The organism is Rheinheimera sp., assembly GCF_965283995.1.
In the GTDB taxonomy this organism is placed as follows: Bacteria; Pseudomonadota; Gammaproteobacteria; order Enterobacterales; family Alteromonadaceae; genus Pararheinheimera.
Genome location: NZ_CBDIQG010000001.1, coordinates 3,118,699 through 3,137,252, shown reverse-complemented (window position 1 = coordinate 3,137,252; position 18,554 = coordinate 3,118,699). Strand labels below are relative to the sequence as shown.

Genomic DNA, 18,554 nt, shown 5'->3' with positions numbered 1-18,554 from the left:
CCATTTTAGCGCAGAAGATCAGCCCGCACTGTGTCGCAGTCGCGGGCTGATTTCTTTGTTAAACCAATCGGTTAATTGACTTTCTGCCCGTACCAAGACCACTTCAGTACAACCATTAAAGCGAGCATAAGCCAGCAGTGCTTCGGCAAACTGCTGACAGAAACGGCTTTTGCCAAGCCATTGCTTGTCCAGCTGCAAATGCTGCAACAATAAGTGTTGCTCAATACGCTGCGCTTTCACATCGACCAGTCCCGCATAAGCCGCACCATAAAAGATCGGCAAGCTGTAATAACCAAACTGGCGTTTTTCCGCCGGGACATACACCTCCAGCTGATAATCAGCACCGAACCAATGCTGCAGGCGCTGACGCTGGATTAGGATGTTATCAAAGGGGTTTAGCAGATAAACCGCTGTCGCTCTCGAAGGGATTGGCCACTCTCCCACCTGACCATAATATGTCTGCCCCTGAAACTGAAAGCACTGTAACACTCCACTATGCGTCAACTCCTTGAGCAGTTGCGTCACCGGCGCTTTCATACCGGGTCGCAGATAGCTGATTTGTGCGGCAGTGCCGACCGCATGTGACTGCAAAAAACGCTCAATCAGATGACCGGCATATTCCTGTTCATCCGGCACGCGGCAATCAACGCCTGTCGGCAACACCCGCTCAGTCAGATCCAGCACTTTTTGAAAACGTTCGCGCCGCACCACCATCAACTCGCCTTGCATAAACAGCTGTTCCAGCGCTTTTTTGGCCGGTTGCCAGTCCCACCAGGGGCCACTGGCTTCATTGGTTTTGGCAAAATCTGCCGCTTTTAACGGCCCTTCAGCGCGGATCCGCGCCCGCACTTCGCGCATCTGCTGATGATCCGGCGCAAACCAGTGTTTTTGCCCTTGTTGCAATTGGGCTTTGCGATACAGGCTAAAACGGAAATCGCGCATTGGTAAAAAAGCCGCTGCGTGGGACCAGTATTCAAAAATCTGTTTTTGCTGCAGCAACTCATCCAGCCACTGCGGCTGGTAATTTTTGACCCGGTTAAACAACACATGATGATGCGCCCGTTCCACCACGTTGATCGAATCAATCTGCACATAACCAAGCTGCTCGATGGTTTGCAGTACACCGCTGCGGCCAGCCAGCGGTTTGCTCAGCCCCTGTCGCGCCAGCAACAACTGCAATAATTCCGGGTGGGCGAGCGGTAATGCAGTGGTCATCAGGATCCCTTAAAAGTTCAGGTAAAAATCCGCCAGCAACTGGCGATAAGCCGGACTATATTGCCCTTGCTGATCGCGGATCAGCAACTCCGGCATATGCGCAGTCGCCGTCGGGTGGCGCCCAAGCTCCAGCAGCGTCCGTGATGGCGCTTTATCCGGCTGGCTGCGAACTTGTTGCAGCCGCAATAAATGCCAGTCTGTGCCGAGCGCTAACGCGAGCAGCCGGCCTGCTTCTTCAGTCGGTAAAATCAGGCTGAACCGACCTGATGTTGCCAGCAGTTTTGCCGCAGTTTGTAATAATCCGGCAAAAGGCAGCTGGTCATTGTGCCGGGCCAGCTGTTTTTGCCGGTCCGGATTGGTTAAAGCCGCAGTGAAATACGGCGGATTTGACAGGATCTGCTGATAGCCACGCGCTGCCAAGTGGTCAGCGCTGCCGGGATAGGTTAAAATATCCCGTTCGATCACCCGGATCCGACTGGACCAGGGACTGGCCGCTGCATTTTGCCGGGCTTCTGCCGCTGCGGCGGCATCCAGTTCTACCGCGTCGATCAGTTGCTTTGGTCCCGTACGCTGCGCCAGCATCAGGCTCAGCACGCCACTGCCACAGCCAATATCGAGGCAATCCCCGGTGGCTGGCACTGACGACCAGGCACCCAACAGCAATGCATCTGTGCCGACTTTCATCGCACAGTGCTGATGTGATACAAAAAATTGTTTACAACGAAAGCCTGCAGCCATAGCGCCCCGCGCGAAAAACTGCAGTGTAACGGATGCCTCCGCTGTCAGTACAGCGTCGCTCCGCCTAAGTTAACCCAGAAGGTATTTGACTGTGACTGACCTGACGAGCCCGGATGAGATCCTCCGTTTTGCTGATTTTGATCTGGACCCAGCGCTGGCCCGCGCTTTAACTGAAGCTGGTTTTGAAAAACCAACTACCATTCAGCAACAGGCAATTCCGGTTGGCCTTGAAGGCCGCGACATTCTGGCCAGTGCTCCAACCGGGACCGGCAAAACGCTGGCGTTTTTATTGCCAGCCCTGCAATACCTGATTGATTTCCCGCGCCGCGAACCGGGTTTTGCCCGCGCTCTGATCATGACGCCAACCCGCGAACTGGCCTTTCAGATCTTTGAACAACTACAAATTCTGACCAAACACACCACGCTCAATTGCGGTGTGATCACTGGTGGCATCAACTATGGCAGCCACAAAGATACGCTGGAAAAAAATAACGATATTCTGGTCGCGACGCCGGGCCGGCTGATCGAGTATATGAACGAAGAAAGCTTCCAGGCCGACGAAGTGGAAGTGTTGATCCTCGACGAAGCCGACCGCATGCTCGATATGGGCTTTGTTGCCGAGATGGATCGCATCATTAGTGACGCCAAACGCCGCCGCCAGACCATGTTGTTCTCTGCGACGCTGGAAGGCGTGGCGATTGAACGTTTTGCCAAACGCGCCCTGAAAGAGCCGGTCACCGTTGAAGCCGAGTCGCCGCGCCGGGAAAAAGCCAAGATCCAGCAATGGATCCATCTGGCCGATGACGCCGAGCATAAGCTCGCTCTGTTGACGCATTTGTTGCAACAGCCCGAAATGACCAAAGTGATTGTGTTTATCAAAACCCGCGAACGGCTGGCCAGCCTCGCCGGCCAGCTGGAATCTGTCGGTTTAAAAACCTGCTGGTTACAAGGCGAAATGCCGCAGGATAAACGCCTGCTCGCGGTCTCACGTTTCAGCAAAGGCTTGGTGCGGATCCTGCTGGCGACTGACGTTGCCGCGCGTGGCCTTGATATCGATGACATCAGCCATGTGATCAACTTTGATATGCCCCGCACTGCTGATGTGTATGTGCACCGCATTGGCCGCACCGGCCGTGCCGGCAAAAAAGGCATCGCGATCTCTCTGGTCGAGGCGCATGACATTGATATGGTCGGTAAAGTAGAACGCTACACCGAGACCGCGCTGAAACGTCGCGTGATCGAAAGCTTGCGGCCAAAACACAAAGAAGCCAAACCTTCGACCAAAACCAAAAAGCCAAAATCAGTCGCGAAGAAAAAAGCACTGAAAAAAGCAGCAAAAGCCAAATAGGCGAAATACCGCTATCGACGTCATTTCAACACAATGCGCCTCGCCTGGCGCTTCAAAAGAAAAGCCGCGGATCCGCGGCTTTTTACTGCTCAAAACATTAAGCTTGTACTACAACATCCAGGCATAACTGAACTTGAGGAATACCGAGCGGTCGTCCCGGGTCAGCTGTTGGATCTCATCATCGCTGTAAGCATGATCGCTGTAACCGGCAAAAAACAAGGTCTGTGGATTCAGTTTGTAGCTGTACAGCAACTGCGTGCCGAGGTTTTTCTCACGTTCAGTCACAACGCCCTGATTATTCAGCGGGTTTTGTGTGATATCAGAATATATCAGCGCCAGACGCACGAAACTGCGCACCGAGAACTGATAACTCAGGCGTAAGTCGGTCAGATTGGCGGTGAACACTTCGGCGTTATCAGCATCCAGCGTACGGTAGGTGTGGCGTAGCGCAACCTGCGCATGGATATTGGCATTCCAGCGGATCTCAGGTGCAATTTCGAGCCCTTCGCCTAAGCGGTTATTGCGAAAATCCAGCTTGTCGCCCACTTCCGTTTCCACTTCGATATAAACACCGGACCACGGCTGCACCAAAGCAAAAGTACCAATGGTTTGTTCGGTAAACAGCTGGGTATTGGCGTCGACCACCAGACGACTACCATCAAGCCGGCTACCAACCCGGTCGCGTTCCGTCAGCATCAACGAGACTTCAGACTGCAGCGGGCCATGGACGATCAATTCAGCTTCCGCTTCTTTTTCTAACAGCTCACCGGCCTGACTGTGGCTGATATCCCAGTCGCCGCGCAGCTCAATATTGTTCCACCACAATGTATCGGAGAACCACTGATACGACGCACCATGCACCTGTTTGGTCCAGTCGGTCTGTGGCATATAGCCCATATCGGCGCGAAATTCTGCGCTATAGCCCAGATAACGGCTGTACCAGGCAAAGCTGCGGCTTTCATGCTCGTACGCCAGATATTGACCAACACCAGACAGATCGTCACCGAGGCGCAACTTCGCTTCGCCTGCAAACTGTGCCGCCAAGGCCTGCGGATAGGCGCTGTCACTGTGCAGCAACTGAGCAATCACTTTATCCTGTGCAGTGGCCTGATATTTCAGATCTACGCCGTGCACGTAGTTGTGGTAATCCTCACTGCTTCTGAGTGTGCTGATCCAACCCAGCGATAATTTGGGGTCCAGATCAAACCGATAGCGCAGCACCGCGTTGTCACTTTTTGCATCGATATAACCGACATCTGAACTGATATTGCCCGGCAAGATAAATGTGGTGTCTTTATCATTGGCCGCAAAGATGGCAAAGGATTGCTGGTCGACGCGGCCGGTTAACTTCAGGCCAGCATCCGGCGACGACACATTGCGGGTATAGACTAAATCCAGCGGTGAGCTGAAATAATCGGCGTTATCAAGGAAAAATGGCCGTTTTTCGTCAAAAAATAGCGCAAAAGTATCGTTCATCGACACTTGGGCTTCGTCAGCTTCTATTTGCGAAAAATCCGGGTTTAACGTGGCGTTCAGGCTGATGTCCGGCGTGATGCCCCATTTCAGATCCAGGCTAGGTTCGATATTCCGCTCGCTTTTCCAGTCGCTGTTGTGCTGCGGCTGTACTTCACGTTGTTGCTCCACGCCCATCACTAAAGACGGTACTAAGGTAAAATGATTGCCCTGACGAGCGCCATTGAAACCCTCAATGGTCTGCATCTGGCAAATCCAGCACGGATTTTCCCGTTCAATTTTGTTCGTGGATAAACGGTGACGCACATCGCGTGGATAAAATCTTAATAACTCAAGCTTCCAGCGCTGCATGTCGAGCCGGTCGTTAAAGTTCAGCAGGCGTAGCGGGATCGCAACTTCAATCTGATAACCGGTCGCGGTGATTTTACCGGCACTTTGCCAGATCCCGTCCCAGGCGTCGCTTTCCATCTTGGTGATTTCATTTTCAATCGCATCGCCCTGTACACCCAAGGCATTGATAAAAAACTGATAAGCCAGTTTATTGTCATTGTAAGTGTCGAGTTTGATGCCGACGCTGTCGTCATCCCACATCTTGTCGCGGTCGCGGTAATAAGCACGAATTTGGCTTGGATCCGGATCTTCGGCGACAAAGCTGATGTAAAAATATTCACCATCTTCCATCACCCGCGCCATGGTTCTTACTGGCGCCGGCGTGTTTTCACCAGGCTTGGTGTCATAAATAATCGGCATTTCGCGGGCTTGTTGCCACTGCGGCTCATTCAGATCCGCATCAATAACAATGGCCGGCGCCACGCGCGGGATCGACAGCGCTTCGGCTGCGAACAGCGTTCCCGGTGCGCCGGCAAGCAGCAGCAACGAGGCAAATAAAGGGGATTTCAACACAGGCATGCAACATCCATGGATAAAGAAAACGGCTGAACTGCGGCGACCAGCGCCGAAAAATCAGCCAAGTATAAGGAGTGGCGACGTCCTGTACAGATCCATGCGGTCAATACAAGGCAAAGCGCGGTTACCGGCCTTGCCTGTCATAAAAAGAAGGACGAATTACTCAGCGTTCCCAGTAGGCTTCTTCCAGACTGTCTTCCTTTTCCGGCAAGCCACGCGATAAACGCGGTGCACTTTGGTTCAGAATGGCGTAGCTGACGCGGTTAGCATATTTACAAATTTGCGCAAAGGACGAATAAGCCAGATAGCTTTGTTCGTGCTTGCTCGACAGCGGTAAAGCATGGCGGTGAAAATGATTGGCGGCAATATCGTGCAAAATGGCCGCTAACGCGCCATCACCGGCCCCATTGGTATTTTTGATCCGCTCTGGCCCGCCGAGATAAGGATCAATGTGTGAATACACCTTCATCGGCTCCGTACAATGTTTTTTCTGCATTGGCCGGCTGAATTCAAAGGCATTGTAGTCCGGTAAAGCACCGGATTTAATCGGATTGGTGGTTTCACGCCGCGCGCTGGCGTCGGTGTAACCGCACAGATACAAGCCTTCCGGACCAGCCGTCACCAGCACCATATCAGTCAGTTCGAGCGCGGCTTCGGCCGCCTGCAACGGATCTGTGATGCCGGTCAGCGCTGCCGCTTCCAATTCATTCATCGCCAGCATGTCGACATAATCCCGCACTGTGCTGAGGATCAGTTCGCGATGCTCTTCGACCAGATGTTTAGTTCCCAGGCTCATCACTACCGGCACACCATGGCGCTTGGCCAGTTCCAGCGTGCGCAGCATCGCCTGCTGGATGGGCTGGCCGCTTGCACGCAGCGGGTAAGCGCTTAACACCAACGCCGCGGCTTTGGCGATAATATCTTCCGGAATGGCGTCTGCACTCAGTTCATCCATCGCGCCCGGATCAATGACAAAAGTCCGCTCGCCATCCGGCGTGATCATGGTAATACCACGACCAATATCGCCGGCGACGCCGTGCAGATGGTTCATATCAACTTTGCTGCTGGTATGACACAGATAATGATATGCCGGCGAACCCAGCGCGATATTGGCTGACATGACGCCCAATAACACCGATTTGTCATCGGCCAGCACTGAGTAGTTGTGAATGGTATTGCCGATAGTACCGCCAGCGAAATGATCGGAAATGGCGGCACTTTGCACCAGTTCCTGATAAATCTGATCGGCTTTGCCGTGTTCGACCAGATTCGACAAGCCTTTGCCGATGCCGTATTTCTGCAAAAATTCGTCGCTGACATTGGCCAGAACATCGACGATAGTCTGATCCAGGCCGACCACATAAGTATCCAGCTCGGGTCTGACTTCAAAACTGGGTAATTGTGGTTTTGGCGAAGACACCGGGAAATAATGCTTCAGTTTACGGCGGCCGGGAAATTTCATAACGGATTCTCAGAGAAGGTCAGTCCAGTATTTTAGCAAAACTGACCGGTCACGGACTAGGGCAGCGCCCGCTTAATTACAGAACAGACAATGTTAACCGACGTCGGCTTCATCGCGTAAAAAGATCAGTTCATGCGTTTTGGACAACTCTGGACTAAATCGGTAGCCACCAACGCAAATCTGCTGCAAGGCTTCGATAGAATCCACTTTGTGTTCAATCACATAACGTGCCATCAAGCCGCGCGCTTTTTTAGCAAAAAAGCTGATGATTTTGTACTGACCATTTTTCTGATCTTTAAACTGTACGTTGATCAGTGGCTTCGCCAGCTGTTTTGCTTTCACCGCTTTGAAATATTCCTGCGATGCCAGATTCAATAAAAATGGCGCATTCAGCTGTTCAAGTTGTTGGTTTAAGCTATCCGTGATTTGATTGCCCCAGAACTGGTACAAGTCTTTGCCACGCGGATTGCTGAGGCTGGTGCCCATCTCCAACCGGTATGGTTGCATCAGATCGAGGGGGCGCAACACACCATACAAACCACTGAGGATCCGTAAATGTTGCTGGGCATAATCGAGCTGCGGATCTGTCAGGCTCTGCGCCTGCAGGCCCTGATAGACATCGCCGTTAAAAGCGAACAGCGCCGCTTTAGCATTGTCCGGCGTAAATGGTAAATGCCAGCTGCTAAAACGGGCTGCATTCAGGCCGGCAAGTTTGTCACTGATATGCATCAGCTGACTCAGGTCGGCCGGCGTCAACTCGCGACAAACGGCCGTTAATTCGGCTGCAGCCGTCAGAAAATCAGCTTGCGTCAACGGCAGTTGGCGCGATAACGGGGAAAAGTCCAGATCTTTTGCCGGAGAAATAACCATCAACATCGGTGCACATTCCTGAAGGTAAAACTGCGGGCGCGACTATAAGCTGCGATCAGGCCAGTTGCAACAACGTGTTCAGCTCTTTCATCACTGCAGCAAATCGTTTGGTGTTGCCTTCGTTCAACTCACTCTGTTCCAGGATCTCGACACAACGGCGTGCCAGTCGGGCTGTGTCTTTGGTCACACCACCAATTTTGCTGATAGTCTGCAGTAAGTTCAGCGCCAGACTTGGGTTGTAAGGCATGTAATCAAAGGCTTTGTTAAAAAATTCCAGCGCCCGGCCATAATAACCATTCTGATAGGCATCTAACCCATCATTGTTCAGGGTTTTGATTTCTTCCCGCAGATTGTCATGGGCTTTGTGTTCCGTCTGGATCAACACAGTCAGGGTATTGGCCAGTAAATCATCGTGCTCGGCCATCGCATCGAGTTCTTGCATGTATTCGTCGCTACGCGACAAATTACCGGCTTCGAAATAGGCTTTGGCTTTGTCCAGACAAGCTTCTGCGGTCAAGGGTTTGCCGGTTTGTGCAGCATCACTTTTAGCAAGCAACTCTCTGGCTTCATCGATGTTGCCACGTAACACGGCGACCCGGGCCCGGACAGCCATTTCTTCATGCAGATAGGATTCCAGCGAAAACCGCTTACCAATATTGGCCAGGATGTCATCTATTTTTTTGAAATGGCGGGTTTGTTCCAACTTATTCGCGTCTTTGGTCAGCTCCAGAATCGCTCGGGCGTAATTCAAAAAGTTGTCTGGTGTGTCAAAAATAGAGTAACGCGCGGCTTGTTGCAGCCGGGCATAAATTTTGACTGCATCCTCTTTCAAGCCATTGATATTCGCCAGATTTGCCAGTGCTTTTTGCCGTTGATAATTTTTTGGCGACAGCTTGGTGACATCATTGAGTGTGTCATAGGCATCTTTATATAGCTGACGTTTCAAAAACAGCCGTGACAACCAGTCCAGGGCTTCAACCCGGGTTTCATCCATCTTGCTGAGTTCACGCAGTTCAAATTCTGCTTCCAGCCAGCGCTGCTGACAAAACCTTGCAATCGCAAGACCAAGCTTGGCCCAAGCATAATCACGCCGCGCCAGAATGGTGATATACAGCTGCTCAGCAGCCTGATAATACTCAATTTCGAGCAGTAGTTCGCCGCGTAGCCGCAGTGCATACACTGCATAGTCCGGATCATTTTTCACGACCAGTTCACAAGAATTGGCCGCTTCGATAAACTTCTCTTCGGCGATCTCTTTATAAACCTGATGCAGCGCATGTTTGATTTCAAAAGCGCGCATCAAACGCTTTTCCAGTTGGATAAAAGAAAATGGTTTGAGCAGATAGGTGTCGGGCTGCAGTTCAACGACACCATGCACAATTTGGCGTTGGCTCTCGGCACTGATAATAATGAAGCAACAGCCAGGCTTGAGAAGTCGGAGATGTTTCAGCGCTTCAAATAGCTGATAACCATCTTTGCCCTCACCGAGGTTGAAATCGGATAAAATGAAGTCATATTGAATTTCAGTGCAATTCGCGATCGCCGCATTGGCATCGGCAGCGGCTGCAATATGTTCGAAACCAATTTTTTGTAGCATGCCTTTAATCGACGCCCGGACCGGATCGCAGTCGTCCACTATCAGTACTTTTTTCGATTTGTAAAATCTGGGATTCAAATGTTGCACTGCCCTAACAAATTGCGACCAAACTGCCGTACATGGCGCTGATTCCCGTGATAAGCCGGAGTAACCGACTGGAACCAACTATAGTAATGTGACAAAAAATCAGCAATAACCTCAGCAGAATTCTGTGAATTACCGCACTTTCTGTTGTAATATTCCTACATAATCACGCTTTTAAGCAGCATTCGTGCTGAAACCGCGACTAAAAATGGTTAAATAACAATATGACAACACTCCTCGAACAACTCAAAGCAGTCACTACAGTCGTCGTTGATAGTGGTGACCTGAACGCCATCGAACAATTCCGCCCGGTTGATGCTACCACCAACCCATCTTTATTACTCAATGCCAGCGCTTTAGATTTTGCCAAACCGTTACTCGCGGCTGCCGCAAGCTATGCAAAAAGCAAAACGGCAGATCGGGCTGAGCAGATCAGTATCGCCGGCGACAAGTTTGCCGTCGATGTGGGTACCGCCATTAGCAAACTGGTGCCAGGCCGCGTGTCTACTGAAGTGGATGCCCGCTTAAGTTTTGATACCGCAGCGACAATTGCTAAAGCGCATCAGCTGGTCGCGTTGTATCAGGAAAATGGCATCAGTAAAGACAAAATTCTGATCAAAATCGCCTCGACCTGGGAAGGCATTCAGGCCGCCCGTCAGCTGGAGCAAGAGGGTATTCAGTGTAATCTGACGCTGTTATTCCATCTGTGCCAGGCCCGCGCCTGTGCTGAAGCCGGCGTGTTTTTAATTTCGCCATTTGTGGGCCGCATTCTGGATTGGTACAAGGCCAGTACTGGTCAAAGCTATGACGCAGAAACCGATCCGGGCGTGATTTCGGTGCGCGAAATCTACCGCTATTTCAAACAGCACGGTCATCAAACTATCGTGATGGGCGCGAGCTTCCGTAACGTTGGCGAAGTGTTGGCGCTGGCCGGCTGCGACCGTCTGACCATCGCTCCTGCCCTGCTTGATGAGCTGAATAAACAAAGTGGCGAGTTGGTGGTGCACTTGCAAGATCAGGGCGTCACGACTGCGAAGCCTGCAGAATTGACGGAACAGGCATTCCGCTGGGCGCTGAACGAAGATGCGATGGCCACTGAAAAGTTGGCCGAAGGGATCCGTAAATTTGCCATTGACCAGCGCAAGCTGGAACAAGTGATCACTGCCGCGCTCGCGTAAGCGCGGCATTTTTAACAGGAGTTTATTATGTCGTCTGCAGTCTGGCGCGAATTGGCAGCGCTTGCCAAAGCCCCGTTGAACCTGCGTCAGGAATTTGCCGGTGATCCGCAGCGCGCTGAGCGTTTTACCGCCAAAGCGCTTGGTATCACTTTGGATTACTCGAAGAATCTGATCACGCAAGGCGTTTGGCAGCAACTGCTCCAGTTGGCCGCGCAAAGTCCATTACAGGCCAAACGCGCCGCGATGTTTGCCGGCGACAGAATTAATAACACTGAAGACCGCTCAGTCTGGCATGTGGCACTGCGTGCGCCGGCCGATCAGCCTTTACAACTGGACGGAGAAAATCTGCAGGCGCAAATTGCAGCCTGCCGCGCGCAGATGTACGCGCTGGTGGAACAACTGAACAACCGGCAATACCTCGGCTATCAGGGTGAACCTATTACCGATTTAGTCTGGATTGGTATCGGCGGTTCTCTGCTCGGCCCGCAAATGGCGCTGGAAGCTTTAACGCCGTATAACCAGAGCGCGGTTAAAGTGCATTTTGCCGGCAATATCGACGGCGCTGTGGTCAGTGATGTGGTGAAACCACTGAACCCGGCGACGACGCTGGTGTTTGTTGCATCCAAATCCTTTGGTACCGAAGAAACCAAGCAGAATGCGTTAGCCGTGCGCCAGTGGTTCCTCGACCAGGGCGCCGATAAAGCCGCAATTGCGCAGCATTTCTGGGCCACGTCTTCCAATATCAAAGCGGCTGCTGAGTTTGGCATCGACGCGTCGCATATCCTGCCGATGTGGGACTGGGTCGGTGGCCGTTATTCGTTGTGGTCGGCCATTGGTTTCCCATTATGCCTGACGCTTGGCGTCGCGCAGTTTGAAAACCTGCTCGCAGGTGCCCGCGACATGGATAGCCACTTCCGTGACGCACCGCTGGAACAGAATCTGCCGGTCATTCTGGCACTACTGGGCGTTTGGTATATCAATGGTCTGGGCTGTCAGGCCCAGGCGTTATTACCCTACAGCCATTACCTGCGTTTGTTGCCATCTTATGTACAACAACTGGATATGGAAAGTAACGGCAAGAGTGTCGACGTTGATGGCGCGGCATTGACCGCGGCGACAGCCCCGGTAATTTGGGGAGATGCCGGCACCAACGGTCAACATGCCTACCATCAGCTGCTGCATCAAAGTGCGTTAGCAGTGCCGGCAGATTTTATTCTGCCAGTGAAGGTCTCGCATCATTTGGCCGACCACCATCACCGGCTGGCAGCGCATTGTTTTGCGCAGTCGCAAGCCTTGATGCAAGGCAAAACCATTGCTGAAGCTAAAGCCGAAGTATTGGCGCAAGGTGGCTCAGAAGCTCAGGCTGAATTCCTGGCGCCGCACAAAGCATCGCCGGGCAATAAACCGAGCAACACATTGCTACTGCCGGAGTTGTCACCGTACTATCTTGGCGCCCTGATCGCGTTGTATGAACACAAGGTTTTTGTACAGGGCGTACTGTGGAACATCAACTCCTTTGATCAATGGGGCGTCGAACTTGGCAAGCAGTTATCGACACCGATTTATCAGGTGTTATCGGGCGCTGCCAGCCATGCTTTTGACAGCTCGACCGAGCAACTGATCAGCCAGTTTAAGCAAGGCTAAACTGCTGGATTTGCTTATTTTTTAGACAGAAAAGGAGCCGCAGGGCTCCTTTTTTTTCGCTGCCATTTCTCATTCATCTTCGCTTCATTTTTCTGTCATCGATGTATTTTATTTTGTCAAAAAATGTGGTATCAATTTGTTGAAAATAACAACAACAATGTAGCGAGGTGAAGTATGGAAAGCTTTGACGACTTACTGACTATGTTGGAACGACCAGCCGCGAAAAGCCGGCCGGTGAAGCGCAAATGGCGCGAGATCGAAGCCGTAAAGGAGCGGCAGCGTCTGAAAAAAGAGCTCGAAGATATCGACTGGAGCTTAGAAGACGACCTGTTTGAACAACTGATTTAACGTAAAGAGCCCGACCTTCACAGGTTGGGCTTTTTACTTTGAAACATTGCTCAAATAGCGCTCGCTGATTTGCCTAATAAAAAAGCCGGAGGAAACTCCGGTTTTTTATTTCTGTGAGCTTGTTGAAAAAGCAAATCCAGCTTCTCAGGCAAGTTGATGTTTACTGTAGGTGAACGATCGCGATCCCCTTACACCTGCCAATTCACCGGCGTTTTGCCCATTTCTGCCAATAGCGCATTGGCTTTGGCGAAATGACCGCAGCCTAAAAAGCCGCGATAAGCCGATAACGGTGATGGGTGCGGCGCGGTCAGAATGTGATGGCGGCTACCATCAATCAATTGCTGTTTTTTGATGGCAGGCGATCCCCATAGCAAAAACACCACTGGTTCTTCTGCTTTGGCACTGATAGCTTTAATCACATTGTCGGTAAAGGTTTCCCAGCCCAAATGACGATGCGAGTTGGCCTGATTCGCGACGACCGTCAGCACAGAATTGAGCAGCAATACGCCTTGACGTGCCCAGCTTTCCAGATACCCATGTGTCGGGATAACAAAATCCGGGTATTCGAGCGCCAGCTCTTTGTAGATGTTTTTTAGACTCGGTGGCACCGCAACACCGGGGCGCACCGAGAAACACAAACCATGTGCCTGATTTGGCCCATGGTAAGGATCCTGGCCGATGATGACGATTTTCAGCTGGTCAAAGCCGGTATACCGAAAGGCGTTGAACACATCAGCTTCCGGTGGATAAATCACCGTACCGGCAGCCCGCGCTTGTTTAACCGCCTCAACGGTCTGCTGAAAATACGGCTGCGTTTTTTCCGCGCCAATCACATCTTGCCAGGACAACTGCACTTCTTACTCCAGACTGAGCAACACTTTGCGCAATTCTACAAAATCCGCCGGCAGATCGCCCGCTAAACTTGGCTCACCGGCAACGGCCGCTAATGCAGGTGGTAACGCAATCGGGTTGCCAAGGATATTTTCGACCGATTCCTTAAACTTGGCTGGATGGGCAGTGCCTAAAAACAAACCGTATTCACCTGGCTGCAGTTCACGTTTTAACGCGCGATACGCCACCGCCGCGTGCGGCTCTGACAAATAGCCCAGTTGCGACAGCTGCCTTACACCCAGCTGAGTATCTTCCTCATCCACCACCTGCGTCGACAGCGCCGAACGATCGATCACGCCCTGTGCCAGCAAATCTTCGACCCGCGGCCAGTTATTCGGCGCGCTGACGTCCATCGCATTGGACAAAGTCGCGACTGTTTTATTCACTTGCCACTGCCCGCTTTGCCAATAACGCGGCACCGTATCATTGGCATTGGTAGCGGCAATCATCCGTTTGATCGGCAAACCCAAGGTTTTGGCGATCAGCCCCGCTGTCAGGTTACCGAAGTTACCGCTTGGCACTGAAATCACCAGCTGTTCGCGCTGCGCCGCTGTTAACTGCGCCACGGCTTCGAAGTAATAACAAACCTGGGCAAATAACCGGCTGATATTAATCGAGTTAGCGGAGTTGATATTAAGCCGGCCCACCAGATCGCGGTCGTTAAACACATCTTTCACCAGCGCCTGACACTGGTCAAAATCACCATCCACCGCCAGCGTATGGATATTGTCGCCGAGCGTAGTAAACAGTTTTTCTTGTAGTACCGAGATTTTGCCTTTCGGGAACAGGATCACTACCTGTACACCCGGTTGGCGATAAAACGCGTGCGCAACCGCAGCACCGGTATCGCCTGAAGTGGCCGTAACAATTGTAGTGCGGCTGACATTGGAGCGTTGCTGCGCAGCAAGCAGTGCGCGCGCCATAAAGCGGCCGCCAAAGTCTTTGAAGGCTAGTGTCGGGCCATGGAACAGCTCGAGGCAACCAATCTCTTCAGTGAGCGGCGCGACCGGTGCCGGGAAATAAAAAGCTTCGCCCAGCATTTGTTCCAGCTCGGCCAGTGGCAACTCATCCCCAATCAGCGCGTGCAGTAAATGGGCGCTGCGTTTAGCAAAAGGCATCGCCAGCAATGCGTCGACATCGACTTTTGGCCAGCTGGCCGGGAAAAACAAGCCTTGTTGTTCACCGAGGCCAATCCGCACCGCGTCTAAAAAACTGACCTGCTGGGCCGGTACTTTGATATTTCTTAACAACATAATATTTCCTGGAGCATTGCTGCTAAATCATTGAATTTATTGTTCTGCTATCGCTAATTACAACGCTAGTTGCAGGGCTAGTTACAGGGCGCGCGCCCCTGTGGTTGCCAGCCGGCAGATAAACGTCATCGCATCGGCATTTTTTTCATAATGTGCGGCCAGATAATCACGGGCAAATGCGGCCTGCTCTGCTGTACTGCAAAGCGCAAACAAGGTTGGGCCTGCGCCAGAGATACCGACATGACCAATACCCTGCGCCATCAACGCCGCCCGGATCGCCGGTAATTCCGGGATCAGCGGCGTGCGCGCAGGTTCTGCCACCACATCTTTTAACGCCGCAAAAGCTTCAGTTTCATCTTCGCTGTATAAAGCCGCGACAAAACGCGCCACAGTGCCGGCAAACTGGATACTGTGTTTTAACGTCAGTTGCTGCGGTAGCACCGCGCGCGCCGCTTTGGTCGAGAGCACAGTGCCCGGATAACTCAGCACCACCTGCCAGTGTGGAAACCAAGGCAGCTTGCGATAAAGCAGCGGGCTCTCCGGCAACATCAGTTGCAAACCACCATGCATCGATGGGGCGACATTGTCATAGTGCACGCCACCGCTGACGCCGCCTTCGCAGACGGCGGTCAGCTCCAGCAATTCGCGCTCTGACAACGGCTTGCCGAAATAGTCGTTGAAGGCATAACAAGCCACCACAATCGAACAGGCGCTGGAACCCAGCCCACTGCCAACCGGCAGATGCTTCACCAACCGCAGTTTCAGCCGGGGCAACTCCTGGCCGACTTTTTGCTCAAAGGCATAAAAGCTGGTTAAGACCAGATTATCGTTGCTGTCGCCCGGTAACTGGTGGACATAACGGCCCGCTAGTTCCAGCGACATGGTTTCGGCTTCACCGAGAATTTGTAACTCATCGCCGAGCAAAGTGCCGTCGACTGCTTCAAATGCTGCGCCGAGTAAATCAAAGCCAACCGAAAAATTCCCGGTGGAGGCCGGCGCAAAATACGACTTCATGCTCAAACCTCCTGCTGCCAACCGAGTGTGCGCATCACATCGCCAAACACACCAGCCGCAGTCACCGCAGCACCCGCGCCGTAACCACGCAGCACAAACGGAATGGGCTGGTAATAACGGGTATGGATCGCAAGTGCGTTTTCACCGTCTTTGACCTTCGCCAGCGGATGGTCCAAATCTAAGGCTTTGACCGCCACTTTGCATTGACCGTCGGCAATCTCACCGATAAACCGCAGCACTTTGCCTTGTGCCTGCGCAGCCGCTACTTTGGCAGCGTACCAGGCGTCCAATTCCGGTAATTTGGCCATAAAAGTCGCCACATCCGTACCCGGCGCAAAATCAGCCGGCAATACGCCTTCGACAGTGACATCGGCTAAATCCAACTCCAGACCGGCTTCCCGCGCCATGATCAGCAGCTTGCGCGCCACATCCATGCCGGATAAATCATCACGTGGATCTGGCTCGGTAAAGCCCATCGCTTTTGCTTTGGCGGTGACTTCAGATAAAGGCAGGCCTTTTTCCAGCTCGCCAAACAGGTAGCTGAGGCTACCGGACAAAATCCCTTCAAACGCCACCAGTTCGTCACCGGCGTTTAATAAACCCTGCAACGTGTCGATGACCGGCAAACCGGCGCCGACGGTGGTTTCATACAGGAAACGGCGACGATTGCGCTGCGCGACCTGGCGCAGTTCGCGATAGTAATCAAGGCTCGCTGTATTGGCTTTTTTGTTCGGTGTCACCACGTGGAAACCAGCCGCCAGGAACTGGCTGTACTGAGCTGCAATAGCCTCAGAGCTGGTGCAATCAACCAGCACCGGGTTGGTTAAATGATGTTGCTGCACAAATTTGTCCAGCGCCGCCAACGAGAACTGGCCAGTCGCCGATGCCATGTCCGCCTGCCATTTTGACAAATCAATGCCCTGCCCGTTTAACAGTAACTGGCGTGAATTGGCGATACCATACACACTCAAACGCACGTTGCGGTTTTGCAGGAACTGCTGCTGACGTTCAAACTGCGCCAGCAATTCACTACCGACGACGCCGCAACCGACCAGGAATACATCGATACTGGGCACATGGCTGAAGAAGTTCTCGTGACAGACTTTCACCGCATTCTGGCAGCTTTGCTGCTCAACCACGGCAGAGATGGAACGTTCGCTGGAGTCCTGCGCAATCGCGACTACGTTGACCCGCGCTTGTGATAACGACGCGAAAAACTTGGCGGCCACACCGCGATGCTGACGCATACCATCACCGACCAGGCTGACAATCGCCATATCGGTTTGAATAGATAAAGGCCGCAGCAGTTTGCCTTGCAGTTCCAGTTCAAATTCGGCTTCCAGTGCGCGTTTAGCCGCAGTTAAATCCAGCTGCGCGACACAGAAACTGATACTGAATTCGCTGGACGACTGCGTGATTAGATTCACCGACACCTGCTCACGTGCCATAGTCGCGAAAATGCGCGAGGCCATACCGACAACGCCTTTCAGGCCAGGGCCAGACACCGTGATCAGGGCCAGATGCTCCAGGCTGGAGATGCCTTTAACCAGGCTGTCGCCGCTGTTCTGGTTGTCGATACAGCTACCCGGCGCCTGCGGATTCAGCGTATTTTTGATGTAACAAGGAATCTGATAACGCGCCAGTGGGCCAATCGTTTTCGGGTGCAGCACTTTGGCACCGAAATAAGACAGCTCCATCGCCTCGTCATATGATAAATGGTCAATCAGCTTGGCATTTTTCACCTGACGCGGGTCTGCACTATAAACCCCATCGACGTCAGTCCAAATCTCACAAACCGAAGCACGCAGTGCTGCAGCGACGATAGCCGCCGAATAGTCAGAACCGTTGCGACCCAGCAGGCAAAGTTCGCCCTGCGCATTGCTCGAGACAAAACCTGCCAGTACATAAACTTGCGCGGCCTGCTTTTTCACCGCAGCGCCGAGGGCGATTTCTGAAGCAGCGACATCCGCCACGGCATTCAGATAATCACCCTGACTTTTCACACATTGCACCGAATCAAGCAACACCGCTTTGACTTGCTGTGCCAACAGTAATTCGGTCATCAGCGCGACACTGAATTGTTCGCCAAGGCCGAGTAACTGCGCCTTGATATGATCCGGGCAATAATGCAGCAACTCGACACCCTGTAATCTGTTGCTGAGCGTTGCATCTTGTGCTGCGACCACCGCCTGCAGACGTTGCTGCGCCGCGACGTCAATCACTGTAGCCGCGTCGGCCTGCATTTTCTGCAAACGTTGGCGCCAGCTTTGCAACGCATCCTGATAACCGGTGCCCAAAAAGGCCAGGTCAGTCAGTTCCACCAATAAATTGGTCACCCCATGCGGTGCAGATAAAACCAGTCCTACCGGCTCGGTCTGTGGCTGCGACCGCACAATAGCCGCAACTTCCAGAAACCGCGCCACAGACGCTAACGACGAACCCCCAAACTTAAGCACCCGCATTTTTTGCTCCTCAGATAAAACGCAAAAGGCCCGTGACTGTTGAGGTCACGGGCCTTTTATCAAGACAATAC

The 18,554-nt window shown here is 52.5% G+C and carries 14 protein-coding genes; 4 read left to right on the top strand and 10 right to left on the bottom strand.

From position 1 onward, the window contains the following. Window positions 1-18 precede the first annotated feature (18 nt). Both ACQ66Q_RS13980 and ACQ66Q_RS13975 read right to left on the bottom strand, forming a co-directional pair. Complete coding sequence (locus tag ACQ66Q_RS13980; protein ID WP_430457366.1) at window positions 19-1,215, bottom strand: winged helix-turn-helix domain-containing protein; 1,197 nt, start codon at window positions 1,213-1,215, stop codon at window positions 19-21. Window positions 1,216-1,224: 9 nt separating this feature from the next. After that, a complete protein-coding gene (locus tag ACQ66Q_RS13975; RefSeq protein WP_430457365.1) occupies window positions 1,225-1,899 on the bottom strand; it encodes a tRNA1(Val) (adenine(37)-N6)-methyltransferase in 675 nt (224 codons plus the stop codon). A 145-nt stretch (window positions 1,900-2,044) separates the two neighbouring features. Here ACQ66Q_RS13975 and srmB point away from each other — a divergent pair, with 145 nt between their 5' ends. Next, window positions 2,045-3,301, top strand: a complete 1,257-nt coding sequence (gene srmB, locus ACQ66Q_RS13970; protein ID WP_430457364.1) for an ATP-dependent RNA helicase SrmB — start codon at window positions 2,045-2,047, stop codon at window positions 3,299-3,301. A gap of 108 nt (window positions 3,302-3,409) precedes the next feature. Here the strand turns inward: srmB and ACQ66Q_RS13965 are convergent, their stop codons facing one another. The 4 genes from ACQ66Q_RS13965 to ACQ66Q_RS13950 form a co-directional block, all read right to left on the bottom strand. After that, window positions 3,410-5,683, bottom strand: a complete 2,274-nt coding sequence (locus ACQ66Q_RS13965) for a DUF5916 domain-containing protein (protein ID WP_430457363.1) — start codon at window positions 5,681-5,683, stop codon at window positions 3,410-3,412. A gap of 160 nt (window positions 5,684-5,843) precedes the next feature. After that, window positions 5,844-7,142: an inosine/guanosine kinase gene (locus ACQ66Q_RS13960; RefSeq protein ID WP_430457362.1), complete on the bottom strand. Its 1,299-nt coding sequence runs from the start codon at window positions 7,140-7,142 to the stop codon at window positions 5,844-5,846. Window positions 7,143-7,235: 93 nt separating this feature from the next. Further along, window positions 7,236-8,018, bottom strand: a complete 783-nt coding sequence (gene yaaA, locus ACQ66Q_RS13955) for a peroxide stress protein YaaA (protein ID WP_430457361.1) — start codon at window positions 8,016-8,018, stop codon at window positions 7,236-7,238. A 49-nt stretch (window positions 8,019-8,067) separates the two neighbouring features. Next, window positions 8,068-9,648 (bottom strand): response regulator, encoded by a 1,581-nt coding sequence (locus ACQ66Q_RS13950; RefSeq protein WP_430457360.1) that lies wholly within the window; start codon window positions 9,646-9,648, stop codon window positions 8,068-8,070. A gap of 269 nt (window positions 9,649-9,917) precedes the next feature. On the opposite strand from ACQ66Q_RS13950, the gene tal reads away from it, so the two are divergent. The 3 genes from tal (at window position 9,918) to ACQ66Q_RS13935 (ending at window position 12,863) form a co-directional block, all read left to right on the top strand. Next, entirely contained in the window at window positions 9,918-10,871 is a 954-nt protein-coding gene (tal, locus tag ACQ66Q_RS13945) for a transaldolase (RefSeq protein WP_430457359.1), read from the top strand. Between the two features lie 27 nt (window positions 10,872-10,898). Continuing rightward, window positions 10,899-12,515 carry a glucose-6-phosphate isomerase gene (gene pgi / locus ACQ66Q_RS13940; RefSeq protein ID WP_430457358.1) on the top strand — a complete coding sequence of 539 codons (1,617 nt, stop codon included), beginning with the start codon at window positions 10,899-10,901 and terminating at the stop codon, window positions 12,513-12,515. A gap of 174 nt (window positions 12,516-12,689) precedes the next feature. Beyond that, window positions 12,690-12,863 carry a DUF3545 family protein gene (locus tag ACQ66Q_RS13935; RefSeq protein ID WP_208931659.1) on the top strand — a complete coding sequence of 58 codons (174 nt, stop codon included), beginning with the start codon at window positions 12,690-12,692 and terminating at the stop codon, window positions 12,861-12,863. A gap of 188 nt (window positions 12,864-13,051) precedes the next feature. Here ACQ66Q_RS13935 and ung read toward each other — a convergent pair whose 3' ends face one another. From ung to thrA, 4 genes are all read right to left on the bottom strand, one after another. Further along, window positions 13,052-13,717, bottom strand: a complete 666-nt coding sequence (gene ung, locus ACQ66Q_RS13930; protein ID WP_430457357.1) for a uracil-DNA glycosylase — start codon at window positions 13,715-13,717, stop codon at window positions 13,052-13,054. 3 nt (window positions 13,718-13,720) lie between these two features. Continuing rightward, window positions 13,721-15,007, bottom strand: a complete 1,287-nt coding sequence (thrC, locus tag ACQ66Q_RS13925) for a threonine synthase (RefSeq protein WP_430457356.1) — start codon at window positions 15,005-15,007, stop codon at window positions 13,721-13,723. Between the two features lie 81 nt (window positions 15,008-15,088). After that, window positions 15,089-16,021 carry a homoserine kinase gene (thrB, locus tag ACQ66Q_RS13920; RefSeq protein ID WP_430457355.1) on the bottom strand — a complete coding sequence of 311 codons (933 nt, stop codon included), beginning with the start codon at window positions 16,019-16,021 and terminating at the stop codon, window positions 15,089-15,091. A 2-nt stretch (window positions 16,022-16,023) separates the two neighbouring features. Next, entirely contained in the window at window positions 16,024-18,483 is a 2,460-nt protein-coding gene (gene thrA / locus ACQ66Q_RS13915) for a bifunctional aspartate kinase/homoserine dehydrogenase I (protein WP_430457354.1), read from the bottom strand. Window positions 18,484-18,554 lie beyond the last annotated feature (71 nt).